This is a genomic window from Stomatobaculum sp. F0698 (assembly GCF_030644385.1).
GTDB lineage: Bacteria > Bacillota > Clostridia > Lachnospirales > Lachnospiraceae > Moryella.
This window is the reverse complement of the sequence record NZ_CP130060.1, coordinates 1,415,579-1,429,405: the sequence shown is the minus strand read 5'-3', so window position 1 is coordinate 1,429,405 and position 13,827 is coordinate 1,415,579. Positions and strand designations below refer to the sequence as shown.

The 13,827-nt window shown below is 56.6% G+C and carries 9 protein-coding genes and 1 pseudogene; 9 read left to right on the top strand and 1 reads right to left on the bottom strand.

The features are described 5' to 3' along the window. Positions 1–39: 39 nt before the first annotated feature. The 5 genes from QU660_RS06440 to cooS all read left to right on the top strand — a co-directional run bounded on the left by QU660_RS06440 (position 40) and on the right by cooS (position 7,193). Entirely contained in the window at positions 40–1,281 is a 1,242-nt protein-coding gene (locus QU660_RS06440) for an SPFH domain-containing protein (protein ID WP_304945712.1), read from the top strand. 16 nt (positions 1,282–1,297) lie between these two features. Continuing rightward, positions 1,298–2,368, top strand: coding sequence for a TFIIB-type zinc ribbon-containing protein (locus QU660_RS06435; RefSeq protein WP_304945711.1), 1,071 nt, complete (start codon positions 1,298–1,300; stop codon positions 2,366–2,368). A gap of 9 nt (positions 2,369–2,377) precedes the next feature. After that, complete coding sequence (locus tag QU660_RS06430; protein ID WP_304945710.1) at positions 2,378–3,253, top strand: TPM domain-containing protein; 876 nt, start codon at positions 2,378–2,380, stop codon at positions 3,251–3,253. A 41-nt stretch (positions 3,254–3,294) separates the two neighbouring features. Then, on the top strand, positions 3,295–4,785 hold the full coding sequence (thrC, locus tag QU660_RS06425; protein ID WP_304945709.1) for a threonine synthase: 1,491 nt from the start codon (positions 3,295–3,297) through the stop codon (positions 4,783–4,785). 179 nt (positions 4,786–4,964) lie between these two features. After that, positions 4,965–7,193: an anaerobic carbon-monoxide dehydrogenase catalytic subunit gene (gene cooS, locus QU660_RS06420; RefSeq protein ID WP_304945708.1), complete on the top strand. Its 2,229-nt coding sequence runs from the start codon at positions 4,965–4,967 to the stop codon at positions 7,191–7,193. 94 nt (positions 7,194–7,287) lie between these two features. Here cooS and hpf read toward each other — a convergent pair whose 3' ends face one another. Beyond that, positions 7,288–7,818: a ribosome hibernation-promoting factor, HPF/YfiA family gene (gene hpf / locus QU660_RS06415; RefSeq protein ID WP_304945707.1), complete on the bottom strand. Its 531-nt coding sequence runs from the start codon at positions 7,816–7,818 to the stop codon at positions 7,288–7,290. A 256-nt stretch (positions 7,819–8,074) separates the two neighbouring features. Here hpf and secA point away from each other — a divergent pair. From secA to QU660_RS06395, 4 genes and pseudogenes are all read left to right on the top strand, one after another. After that, positions 8,075–10,837, top strand: a pseudogene (gene secA / locus QU660_RS06410) (preprotein translocase subunit SecA); the annotation flags it as partial. Between the two features lie 51 nt (positions 10,838–10,888). Then, on the top strand, positions 10,889–12,028 hold the full coding sequence (prfB, locus tag QU660_RS06405) for a peptide chain release factor 2 (protein WP_304945705.1): 1,140 nt from the start codon (positions 10,889–10,891) through the stop codon (positions 12,026–12,028). A gap of 133 nt (positions 12,029–12,161) precedes the next feature. Beyond that, entirely contained in the window at positions 12,162–12,605 is a 444-nt protein-coding gene (locus tag QU660_RS06400; protein ID WP_304945704.1) for an ACT domain-containing protein, read from the top strand. A gap of 4 nt (positions 12,606–12,609) precedes the next feature. Beyond that, on the top strand, positions 12,610–13,827 hold the full coding sequence (locus QU660_RS06395; protein ID WP_304945703.1) for a homoserine dehydrogenase: 1,218 nt from the start codon (positions 12,610–12,612) through the stop codon (positions 13,825–13,827).

Below are 13,827 nucleotides of genomic sequence, written 5' to 3'. Positions count from 1 at the left end.
GTAACCGGAAGCTAAGGCATAACCAACAGGAGGTGTGATATGGGTCTTATTAAAGCAGCGGTCTCCGCAATCGGAAGCGGTCTTGCGGATCAGTGGCTTGAGTTCCTCGAAGCGGACGAGATGGGAGAAGGCACTGTTTTTACCGGAGCAAAGGCGGTTCGCCCGGGAAAAGGCTCCAACACGAAGGGCAGTGCGGATTATGTGAGCAACGGAAGCCGCATTGTCGTCCAGAAGAATCAGTTCATGATGCTGGTAGACGGCGGAAAGATTGTCGACTATACGGCGGAAGAGGGCTACTATACGGTCAACAATTCCAGTGCGCCCTCGCTCTTCAACGGACAGTTCGGTGAGTCGCTCGGCGATGCGTTTAATCGTATCAAGTTCGGCGGTGTGCCGTCCGGAAAGCAGCAGGTTTTCTTCATCAATCTCCAGGAGATCAAGGGAAATCGCTTCGGCACGCCGACGCCGATGAACTACTTTGATACCTTCTACAACGCGGAACTCTTTCTCCGCGCACACGGTCACTACTCGATTCGCATCACGAATCCGTTGCAGTTCTATGCGGAGGTCATTCCGCGCGACGCGACGCACCTGCAGTTCTCCGAGGTTGCGGAGCAGTATCTCGCGGAGTTCCTGCAGGCCTTCCAGATTTCGGTCAACAAGCTCTCCGCGGAGGGCGAGCGCATCTCCTTCATTCAGTCGAAAATCAAGGACAGACTGAATGCGGAGGTCGATGCCGAGCTCGATGAGAAATGGGGTCCCCGCGGTTTTGAGCTGGTCGAGATCGGTGTCGACGGTCTCTCCTATGACGACCAGTCGCAGGAGCTCATCAACATGCGGAACCAGGGTGCCATGCTCTCCGACGCGACGATTCGCGAGGGCTTTGTGCAGGGTCAGATCGCGCAGGGCATTCGCTCCGCGGGCGAGAACCCGAACGGCGGCGCGGTCGGCATGATGGGTGTCGGCATGGGCATGAACGCCGGCATGGGCTTTATGGGACAGGCGAGCAATACCAATTACCAGCAGATGCAGATGCAACAGCAGGCACAGCAGCAGGCGCAGGCACAGGCACAGGCTGCCGCACAGGCGCAGCAGATGCAGGCTGCTTCGCAGGTGGCGGCAGGACAGTGGGCTTGTCCGACTTGCGGTGCCGAGAACAGCGGAAAGTTCTGTACCGAGTGCGGCGCGAAGCGCCCGGAGACAAGCGGGTGGCAGTGCCCGAACTGTGGCTCGGAGAACAGCGGAAAGTTCTGCACGGAGTGTGGAAATCCGCGCCCTTAACAATTGAGGACGTCTAATGGCTGGAAGTATATCGTATAAGTGCCCGAACTGCGGGGGAGAGCTTTTGTTCTCCCCCGAGACCGGCGGATTCACTTGCCCTTTTTGCGGTTCGGCTTTCACGGAAGACAAGATTAAGGCGCTCTATGAGCAGCGGGAAGCGGCAGAGGGCGTAAAAGGACAGGCCGCGGAGCAAAAGGCGGCGGCAAGCGAGGAACTGCTTCGCTACAATTGTCCGAACTGCGGTGCGGAGATCGTGACCGAGGAGAGTACGGCGGCGACCTTCTGCTATTATTGCCATAACCCCGTGGTCTTGGTCGGGCGTCTGTCCGGCGAGGAGGGGCCGCGTTATGTGCTGCCCTTCAGCATAGATCGAAAAAAGGCACTCGGCATATTCGGTGACTGGATCAGAAAGAAAAAGTTTGTTCCGCGCGCCTTTTATGACGAAAAGCAGATCGAAAAGTTTACGGGCGTCTATTTCCCCTATCTGATTTACAGTTGTAAGGCGCATTCGGAACTTTCCGGCGTCGGTACGAGTGTGGAGCGGCGTCGCCACGGCGACACGGAAGAGATTATCACCAGCAAGTTTCAGGTGGAACGAAACGGTGAGCTCCCGGTGGATATGGTTGCCCGGAACGCTTTGAAAAAGGCGAACCGTGTGCTTGCGGAAAGTGTACAGCCCTTTGACGTGAACAGCTTAAAGCCGTTTGCGCCGAGCTATCTCTCCGGTTTTGTCGCGGAACGAAAGGATGTGGCGAGCGAAGACGTGCAGTCCGAGACCCGACAGGAAGTGGCGCGCTATGCGCTTGCGGCTCTCCGGAATTCGGTTTCGGAGTATGACGGAATCTCGGTCACCCCGGACAATATCTGGCTCAGCGACGAAAAACTCGAGTATGCGCTCATGCCTGTCTGGACCATGACCTATCGTGAGCCCGGCTCCTCCAAACTCTATTATTTCTCTCTGAACGGACAGAGCGGCAAGGTGGTCGGCGAGCTGCCGGTGGACAACGGGAAACTGTTCCGCTATTTCCTTTCGATTTTCATACCGCTGTTTATCGCGCTGCTTGCGCTGATGTACTTTATTTCGTGAGGAGGCGGCATGAGAGAAAAATTCAAGAGACAATTTTCGGGCTTTGTGCTTTTGTTCCTGCTCCTGTTCGGTTTCTGCATCCCGGGCGCTTTCTCCGCCCGGGCGGAGGGAACGCGGGTCTTTGACAACGCGAATCTCTTCTCCGAGAGCGAGAAAGCGGAGATTGAGCGCACGGTGGCCCGGGTCAGCGCAAAGACCAAGCTGGATCTCGTCGTGGTGACGACAGGCAGTGCCGAGGGCAAGAGTTCCGAGGCTTACGCGGACGATTTTTACGATGCGGGAAACTACGGCTACGGCAGCAAGCTCTCCGGTGCCCTCTATCTCATCGACATGGATAACCGCCGCATTCATATCAGCACGGCGGGCGGTGCGATTCAGTTGCTCTCGAACAGCGAAATCGAAACGCTTTTGAACCTCGGCTACAGCGAGGTCACCGAGGGACATTATGCGGCGAGCGCGGAGAAGGTGCTTGCGGGGATTCAGGATTCGTATGACAGAGCCAAGCAGAAGGGCTGGAGCTATAATGCGGAGAGCGGCGTCTGGACCAAAAAGAAACACGTCTCGCCTCTGGCGGCGCTCGGATCTTTGGCGGCATCCCTGCTCACGGCGCTCGGTGCGGTGACGGGCGTCAAGCGTAATTACAAAATGCAGGACGGCGCGGCAAAGCGCGCTTCCACGGTTGCAGGCATTGTTTCCGCGAGCGGGGCGGTCTTCGGCTTCCGCAACATAACGGACCGACTGCTTGACCGAAACAGTGTGCGGCGCCGCATACCGCGGAGCAGCGGCGGTTCCGGCGGCGGGCGCAGCAGCGGCCCCCACGGCAGCAGCTCGACCCATACGAGCTCGAGCGGCAGATCGCACGGCGGCGGCGGCAGAAGTTTTTAATGAGACATACGCTTATCTTTGGAAAGTAAGGAGACAGAAGAATGGGTGAATTGCTTTACAGTAGCACGCGGGGCGGCGAGACCGGTTGCACGGCTTCGGAGGCTGTGCTCAAGGGTCTTGCCAAAGACGGGGGACTCTTCATGCCGGAGCGAATTCCGCGCTTCGACTTTGCGCTTCCGGAATTAAAGGATGCTTCTTATCAGGAAGCGGCCTATCGCGTGATGCGTCTTCTGCTCACCGATTACAGCGAAGAGGAGCTTCGCGCCTGCATTCAGGGCGCTTACGACGAGAAGTTCGACACGCCCGAAATTGCGCCGCTCACCTTCGCGGACGATGCTTATTACCTCGAGCTCTTCCACGGTAAAACCATTGCGTTCAAAGATATGGCGCTCTCGATTTTGCCCTATCTCATGACCACGGCGGCAAAAAAGAACGGCGTCACCAACAAGATTGAGATTCTGACCGCGACCAGCGGTGACACCGGCAAGGCGGCTATGGCGGGCTTTGCGGATGTCCCGGGCACCGGCATTGTGGTCTTCTATCCGAAGGGCGGCGTGAGCCGCTTCCAGGAACTCCAGATGATCACGCAAAAGGGCGATAACACGGCGGTCGTGAGCATCGAGGGCAATTTTGACGATGCGCAGACCGCGGTCAAGCAGATTTTCGGGGACCGCGCGTTTGAGGCGGAGCTCGCGGCAAAAAAGGTGCAGCTCTCCAGCGCAAACTCGATTAACATCGGCCGCCTGGTGCCGCAGATTGTCTACTATGTCCACGCTTACCTGGAACTCCTGAAGGAGGAAAAGATTGCCGAGGGCGAGAAGATCAATGTCTGCGTGCCGACCGGAAACTTCGGCAATATCCTCGCGGCTTACTTCGCAAAGCGCATGGGGCTGCCGATTGACAAGCTGATTTGCGCGTCGAACGACAACAAGGTGCTCTTTGACTTCTTTGAGACCGGTGTCTACGACAAGAATCGCGAGTTCATTCTGACAACGTCTCCGTCCATGGACATCCTCGTATCGAGCAATCTGGAGCGCCTGCTGTACTTGAGCGCGGGTTGTGATGCGGCGAAAACCAAGGCGCTCATGGAGGAACTGCAGAGCGGCGGCAAGTACGCGCTGAGCGCGGAAATGCGGGCTGCCATGGCGGACTTTACCGGCGGTTTTGCGACGCAGGAGGAAGTGGCGGAGCGCATTCGCTCGCTCTATGAGAAGACCGGCTACGTGATTGATACGCATACGGCGGTCGCCTCCAAGGTCTACGAAGACTACCGGAAAAAGAGCGGCGACACAAAGCCGACCGTCATTGCGAGTACGGCGAGTCCGTTTAAGTTCTCCCGCGCCGTCATGGAGGCAATTGCGGGCGATGTGAGCGCACTCGACGACTTTGCGGTGCTGGATGAGCTCCGTGAGAAAGCGGGAATTCCCTTCCCGCCGGCGGTCGAGGAGATTCGGAATGCGGAGGTGCGTCACACGCGCAGCTGCAAGCCGGAAGAGATGAAGGAGCAGGTCCGCGAGATTTTATTCTCCTGAAGTAAGCGTGCGGAATATCAATTTTTGATTGCTTCGGATAAAAAAAACGAATTGCGAAAGAGAGTGCCGTTGGCTTGACAACGGCACTCTTTTCATTTAAACTTCTTGGAAGCTATATACCAATAAATGAAGTATGTATATAGGGTTTTAAGGTTTTGCAATTCGGAAGCGAGGTAAGTATGAGCGGAGAGAAAAAAGGACAGAACCACGAGCATGTGCATGCACATGAGCACACCCACGAGCACGAGCACACCCACGAGCACACCCATGAGCACGAGCACGCACACGAGCACGGGCACACCCATGCGCATACACACGAACACGATGCCGATGCCCCCGCGCACATCCACAGCCACAGAAACATCATCGGCTTTGACAAGCACGGTGTGCCGACGGTGGTTGTTAAGGCGGATCATCAGGATGAGCAGGATGAGAACGAGTTTATCCGCGACTACATGAATGCGGTCGCCGAGTATAAGAAAACCTTCCCCTCGAAGCAGGATGTCATTGACAACACGCCGGACCCGGCCGTGCGTGAGATGTTGCTCCGCGCGGAACAGCTCGGCTTTGACACGACCTTTGACCGCTTTGACAAGCAGAAGCCGCAGTGTAGCTTCGGTCTCGCGGGCATCTGCTGCAAAATCTGCAACATGGGACCATGTAAGATCACGCCGAAGAGCCCGAAGGGCATCTGCGGCGCGGATGCGGATTTGATTGTCGCGAGAAACCTGCTTCGCTCTGCGGCAGCGGGTGCCGCGCAGCACGGCATGCACGGCAGAGAGGTCATTCTGTCGCTCAAGTGGGCCGCGGAGGGGAAGCTCGATCTTCCGATTCTCGGCCAGCAGAAGATTCGCGATACGGCAAAGGCCTTCGGCATTAAGACCGAGAGAAGAAGCATTAAGCGCATTGCCTCCGAACTCGCGGACAAGCTGCTCGAGGATATGTCCAGAACCGTTCCGGACGACTACGAGGTCATCAAGGCCTGTGCCCCGGCGGAGCGCCAAAAGGTCTGGAAGGATTTGGACATCATTCCGATCAGCGCCTACCACGAGGTCTTTGAGGCCTACCATAAGAGCGGTGTCGGCACGGACGGCGACTGGAGAAGTATCATGCAGCAGTTCCTGCGCTGCGGCCTTGCCTTTACCTTTTCGGGTGTCGTCTCGACCGCGATTGCGACCGACAGTCTCTTCGGTGTCGGCGACCGCGTGACCTCGAAGGTGAACATCGGCGCCCTTCAGAAGGGGTATGTGAACATTGCGGTGCACGGCCATCTGCCCACCCTGGTCAGTCAGATTGTCAAGGTCGGTCAGGAGGAGGCGTTCATTGAACTCGCAAAGAAGGCGGGTGCAAAGGGCATACGCTTCTACGGCATTTGCTGCTCCGGACTCTCGGCGATGTACCGCTACGCCGGCGTGATTCCGCTCAGCAATGCGGTCTCCGCGGAGCTGGTGCTCGGTACCGGTGCTCTGGATCTCTGGATTGCGGATGTCCAGGACGTGTTCCCGTCCATCATGGAAGTCGCAAAGTGCTTCCAAACGACCGTCATTACGACTTCCGAGTCGGCGCGTCTGCCCGGTGCGGAGCGCTTTGAGTACGATCACCGCCATTCGAACATCGGTGAGACCAGAGAGCTCGCGGAGCGCATTGTGAAGCGCGCCATCGAGAGCTTTGAAAACAGAAAGGGTGTTCCGGTCTACATTCCGCCCTACGAGGTGGATGCCGAAGTCGGCTTCTCGGTCGAGTATGTCCACAAGCGTTTCGGCAGCATGGCACCGCTCGCGGAGGCTGTGAAGTCCGGTGAAATTCTCGGCATTGTGAACATGGTCGGCTGCAACAATCCGAAGGTGCTTTACGAGAAAACCGCGTTGGATGTCGCGGATATCCTCTTGCAGAACAATATTCTCATCCTGACCAACGGCTGTGTTTCCTTCCCGCTCATGAAGATGGGCTACTGCAACATGAAGGACGGACTGCCGAAAGCGGGAGAATCGCTTCGGAACTTCCTCTCGCCCGACCTTCCGCCGGTTTGGCATGTCGGCGAGTGCATCGATAACACCCGTTCCTCCGGTATTTTTGCGGGCATTGCGAATGAGTTCGGCAAGGACTTAAAGGACATGCCCTTTGCCTTCACCTCTCCGGAGTGGAGCAATGAGAAGGGCATCGACGCATCGCTCGGCTTTCGGCTGATGGGAATCAACTCCTATCACTGCGTGGAGGCACAGATTCACGGCTCGAAGAATGTCATTGAGTTCCTGAAAGAGGGAACCCGCGAGACCCTGGGTTCGGTGATGCACGTCGACACCGATCCGAAGGCGCTCGCAGAGAAGCTGGTTGAGGACATCAAGGCAAAGCGCCGCGCGCTCGGCTGGGTCGTTCCGGGCGAGAAGCGTAAGGCGGTTGCGCCGTAAGCGAAAGGCGCAAGGAAAAAACGAGTCGCAAACAAAAAGAGGTCGCGCAGATGCGCGACCTCTTTCGCTTCTCGGAACATGTGATAAAAGGACCTCAGATGCTCGGCTCAATCAGGCCGTAGCTGCCGTCGCGGCGCTTATACACCACGTTTACGGCACCGCTGTCGCCGTTTAAGAAGACGAAGAACGCATGTCCCAGCATTTCCATCTGGAGACAAGCCTCCTCGGGGTTCATGGGCTGCAATTCAAACTTCTTGTTCTTCACGATGCGAATTTCCGCTTCGCCCTCATCCTCCCCCTCGTCGAGGAAGAGCTCGGAGAAGGCAAGTGCGGACTGCTTCTTGTCGACCAGCTTGGTTCTGTACTTCTTGATCTGGCGCTCAATGGTCTCTTCGGCGAGATCGATGGATGCGAAGAAGTCATCGGTCGCTTCCTCGGCGCGGATAAATCCGGTTTTCGTCGGAATCGTGACCTCGATAATTTCGGCGTCTTTCCGACGGCTCAGAACAACGCGCGCCTCGGTCTCGGGAGCAAAGTATTTCTCGAGTTTCCCGAGCTTTTTGTTCACCTGATTCTTCAGTCTGTCGCCCAGTTCGATGTTTCTTCCGCTAATGGTGATACGCATACTGTTCTGCTCCTTTCAAATGTGATGCAGGGACGCGGAAATCTTCGACAATTTGACGAAAACACCGCGGTGTTACTGACTTCAGTATAGCATAAATCATGAAAAAGAGAAGCAAAATTCAGCGTAAAATAACGCGGAATCGCTCCATTGCGATTTGGAAACAGAGGTGATAGAATGAAACGGATATACGGAATTTTATGGGACGGAAAAGACAGACAAAACTTTATTTCTGCGGACAGCGGGAGAGAGCGGGAACATGAATTTAATTGAGAGTATTTTTGGAACGCACAGCCAGCGAGAGTTGAAACTGATTAATCCCCAGGTTGAAAAGATCCTTTCGTTACGTGACACCATGGTCGCGATGAGCGATGAGGAGCTGAAGGCGCAGACCGGAAAATTCAAGGAGCGCCTCGCTGCGGGCGAAACCCTGGATGACCTTCTGCCGGAGGCATTTGCGACCGTGCGCGAGGCGGCGCGTCGCGCGACCGGCGTGAAGCGCGCGGACGGAACGTATGAAGGCGGCATGGAGCACTACAAGGTGCAGCTGATCGGCGGCGTTGTCTTACATCAGGGCCGCATTGCGGAGATGAAGACCGGTGAAGGTAAGACCCTGGTCTCCACCGCACCTGCATATCTGAACGCACTGGCGGGCAAGGGTGTCTTGATTGTCACGGTCAACGACTACCTTGCGGCGCGTGACGCGAAGTGGATGGGACGCATTCACCGCTTCCTCGGACTCACGGTCGGTGTGGTCGTGAACTCCATGGATTCGGAGGCGAGAAAGAAGGCCTATGCCTGCGATATCACCTATGTCACGAACAACGAGCTCGGCTTTGACTATCTGCGCGACAACATGGCGATTTATAAGGACCAGCAGGTGCTCCGAAACCTCGACTACTGCATCATCGACGAGGTGGACTCGGTCCTGATTGATGAGGCGAGAACGCCGCTCATCATTTCGGGCCAGTCCGGAAAGTCGACCAAGATTTACGAGGCCTGCACGGTGCTCGCAAACCAGTTGGAGCGCGGTGAGGCATCCGGCGAGTTTACCAAGATGAACGCCATCATGGGCGAAGAAATCACCGAGACCGGTGATTACGTGGTCGATGAGAAGGACAAGGTCGTGAACCTGACCGAGGAAGGTGTCGAGAAGGTTGAGAAGTTCTTCGGCATCGAGAACTTCTCGGATCCGGAAAACCTTGAGATTCAGCACTGCGTGATTTTAGCGCTCCGCGCGAAGGAACTGATGCACCGCGACAAGGACTATGTCGTGAAAGACGATGAGGTTCTGATTGTCGATGAGTTCACGGGACGCATCATGCCGGGCAGACGTTTCTCCGACGGCCTGCACCAGGCCATCGAGTCGAAGGAGCACGTGAACGTGCGCCAGGAGTCTAAGACCCTCGCGACCATCACCTTCCAGAACTTCTTCAATAAGTTCAAGAAAAAGGCAGGTATGACGGGTACCGCTTTGACCGAGGAGAAGGAGTTCCGCAACACCTACGGCATGGACGTCATCGAGATTCCGACCAACACGCCGGTTGCGAGAAAGGACGAGGCGGACGCGGTCTTTAAGACCAAGAAAGAGAAGTTTGACGCAGTTGTCGAGGACATCCGCGAGCACCATGCGACGGGGCAGCCCTTGCTGGTCGGTACGATTACGATTGAGACCTCCGAGATGCTCTCGAAGCTCTTAAAGCGCGAGGGCATTCCCCACGAGGTTTTGAATGCGAAGTATCACGAGAAGGAGGCTGCAATCATCGCCCAGGCAGGTAAGAAGGGCGCGGTCACGATTGCAACCAACATGGCGGGCCGCGGTACCGATATTCTGCTCGGCGGCAGCTTCGAAGTGATTCGCGACGATTTAATCAAGGCACTGCCGAAGGAAGAGCAGGAGAAGTACGATCCGGAGAGCGAGAACTATGACTCCGACGCATTCGCGAAGATGGACGAGCTTGCGCGCGAGAAGTCGAAGGAACTGCAGGCCGAGGTCAGAGGACTCGGCGGTCTCCGTGTGATCGGCACCGAGCGCCATGAGGCGCGCCGCATTGACAACCAGCTGCGCGGCCGTTCCGGACGTCAGGGCGACCCAGGTTCTTCCTGCTTCTACATTTCCCTCGAGGACGATTTGATGCGTCTCTTCGGCTCCGAGCACCTGATCGGCATGTTCAATGCCCTCGGTGTGCCGGAGGGCGAGCGCATTGAGCACAAGATGCTCACGAATGCGATCGAGAAGGCGCAGATGAAGATCGAGACCAACAACTACGGTATTCGCGAGCAGCTCTTAAAGTACGACGAGGTCAACAACGACCAGCGCGAAGTAATTTACGCGGAGCGAGAGAAGGTGCTTGAGGGTGAGAACATGCGGGAAACCATACTCAGCATGGTCGGCCACGTGGTGGAGCGCGCGGTGAACCGCGCAATCGGCGAAGACAGCGCGGCGAAGGACTGGGACTACCAGGAGTTGAATCATCTTCTGCTCTCGGTGATTCCACTTGAGCCTGTCGTGTATACCGAGGATAAGACCGGTATGACGAAGAAGGAGCTGCTCGAGCAGCTCAAGGAGCAGGCAATTGCATTCTACGAGGCGAAGGAGAAGGAGTTCCCGACGCCGGATGAGATGCGCGAGGTGGAGCGCGTTGTGTTGCTTCGCGCAATCGACGCGAAGTGGATGAATCACATCGACGACATGGAGCAGCTCCGCCAGGGCATAGGCCTTCAGGCTTACGGCCAGAGAGATCCGCTGGTCGAGTACAAGATGGAAGCCTACAACATGTTCGAGGAGATGATTGCCGGCATTGAGGACGACACGGTTCGCCTGCTCTGCCACCTTCGCATCGAGCGTAAGGATGCGATTGAGCGCAGCGAGACGCCGGTCATCACCGGAACCAACAAGGACAGCGGTCTCGTGAAGGCGCCGATTGTCAATGAGCAGAAGAAGATTATGCCGAACGATCCCTGCCCCTGCGGCAGCGGCAAAAAGTTCAAGCAGTGCTGCGGACGCAAGCTCTTCAAGCAGAACGGAGAGCAGGGACCGGCACCGGTACAGCTTTAATAACAGGAGGCAGCTTTGGTCGAATTAGATAATATGAAATACACCCTCTCCACCTATCAGAAGCCGCTTCAGGAGGTGGAGGGTTCCTTGGATCTTGAGAACAAGGAGAAACGCATCGCAGAGCTTGACCGCATGATGGAGGAGCCGAACTTCTGGGAGAACCCGGAACAGTCGACCAAGATTGTGCGGGAGAACAAGAGCCTGAAGGACACGGTGGAGCGTTTTCACAAGCTTTCGAGCGCCTTTCAAGATATTGCGGACATGATTGAGCTCGGGAACGAGGAGGGCGACGAAGAACTGATTCCGGAGATACGGGAGATGCTGGACGGCTTTATCCATGATCTGGAAGCCCTCAAGGCCGAGACCCTGCTCACCGGAGAGTACGACGCGAACAATGCCATCCTGCGCCTGAATGCGGGTGCGGGCGGCACGGAGTCTTCGGACTGGTGCTCCATGCTCTACCGCATGTTCACACGCTGGGCAGAGAGCCACGGATACTCGATTGAGGTGCTCGATTACCTCGACGGAGATGTGGCCGGTATCAAGTCCGTGACCATTCAGATCAACGGTGAAAATGCCTACGGCAGACTGCGAAGCGAACATGGCGTGCACCGCCTGGTGCGCATCTCGCCCTTCAATGCCGCGGGCAAGCGTCAGACTTCGTTTGTCTCCTGCGACATCATGCCGGAGCTCACGAATGAGATTCATGTCGATATCAACCCGGATGACCTTCGCATCGACACCTATCGTTCGAGCGGCGCAGGCGGTCAGCACATCAACAAGACTTCCTCGGCCATCCGCATCACCCACCTGCCGACCGGCATCGTTGTGACTTGCCAGAACGAGCGCAGCCAGTTCCAGAACAAGGATAAGGCCATGCAGATGCTCGAGGCCAAGCTCTATATGTTGGAACAGCAGCAGCAGGCGGAAAAGGCGGACGAGATTCGCGGCATCGTGAAGGACAACGGCTGGGGCAGCCAGATTCGCTCTTATGTGTTACAGCCTTACACGATGGTCAAGGATCACCGCACGGGCTTTTCGACCGGCAATGTAGACGCCGTACTCGACGGCGATCTCGATGATTTTATGACGGCCTACCTCACTTGGGTGAGTCTCGGCAAGCCGGATATGAAAGGCGCAGGCAGCGACGATTAATGTAACGAATCCCGGCGGATGCGCCGGGATTTTTTGTGCGGCCTTCCCAATTTGTCTTGAGTAACTTGCGCTTCCGGAAACTGCGTGATAGAATTCCCCCTGTGAGAAACAACTGTTTTTAGAGGACGTACAGATGGAAGAAGAAGGCAGATACTTTGTCGTCCGCCGCAAGGCGGTACCGGAAGTGCTGCTTCGCGTCGTCGAGACCAAGAGACTGCTCCGGGCCAATCGGGGTATGTCGGTCAGTGAGGCGACCGAGCAGACCGGAATCAGCAGAAGCTCATTCTATAAGTACAAAGACGACATTTTTCCGTTCGGCGACAGTGTGAGCGGACAGAGAATCACGCTCTCCATTGATATTTTGGATGAGCCGGGATTGCTCGCGGACTTGCTCGCGGCGGTTGCGCGCTCACAGGCGAATATCATCACCATACACCAGTCGATTCCCTTAAACGGGATGGCAACGGTCTCGCTCTCACTCGAGGTGCGGCAGGAGACCGGGGATCTGTCCGGCATGGTAGAGGAGATGGAGGGACTGCGGGGCGTCCGCGAAGTAACGATTTTATCGAGGGAGTGAAACAATGATCAAAGCAGCAATTATGGGTTACGGTACCGTCGGTGCAGGTGTCTACGAGGCGGTTAAGGTCAATCAGGCGGTGATTGAGAGAGAAGTCGGAGAGGGAATTGAAATCAAGCGCATTCTGGACCTCAGAAGTTTTCCGGGAGATCCGGCGGAGAAGCTGATTACGGATAAGTTTTCGGACATCGAAGAGGATGAGGAGATTTCCTTGGTCGTCGAGACCATGGGCGGCACGACGCCGGCCTATGAGTTTGTCAAGGCGGCACTCTTAAAGGGCAAGCATGTCGTGACGAGCAATAAGGCACTGGTCGCGGCGCACGGCACGGAGCTTTTGCGGATTGCGCGCGAAAAGAAGGTCAACTTCTTCTTCGAGGCTGCGGTCGGCGGCGGCATCCCGGTGATTCGCACGCTCGGAACCGGATATCAGGGCCAGGTAATTACGGAGATTACCGGTATTTTGAACGGCACGACCAATTACATCTTGACGCGTATGGACCGCGAGGGCGCAGAGTTCGGCGATGTGCTTGCGGATGCGCAGCGCCTCGGCTATGCGGAGCGGAATCCGGAGGCGGATATCGAGGGTCATGACACCTGCCGGAAGATTGCCATCCTCTCCTCGCTGGTCACGGGCAAAGAGGTGAATTTCGAGGATGTCTACACCGAGGGCATTTCGAAGATCGACAGCACGGACTTCCGCTATGCATCCGAGCTCAAAGCTTCGATTAAGCTGGTCGGTTCGGCGCAGTTTGCCGGAGATCAGGTCACGGTCAGCGTGTTCCCGCTGCTTGTAAGCGATGAGAATCCGCTCTATGCGGTACACGGTGTCTACAACGGCATTGTGATTAAGGGGAATCTTCTCGGCACGACCATGCTCTACGGCAGCGGCGCGGGTAAGCTCCCGACCGCAAGTGCGGTGCTCGCGGACATGATGGAGGCGGGCAAGCATAAGAACGAGAATGTGCGCTTCGGTTGGACGGCGGAGCGTCAGACGGTCACTTCTCACGAGAGCGAAAAGCACCGCTACTTTGTGCGTCTCTCGGGCGATGCGGCTTCGCTTGCGGCCGCGAAGGAGCAGTTTGAGGCAGAGCGCGTGATTCAGCTGCCCGGACTTGAGGAAGTCGCGATTGTCAGCGCGCCGATGACAGAGTTTACCTATCGCGAGAGAGCGGCCAAGGTTCCGAATATCCTCGCGATGATACGCGCGGAGCTCGCGGAATGA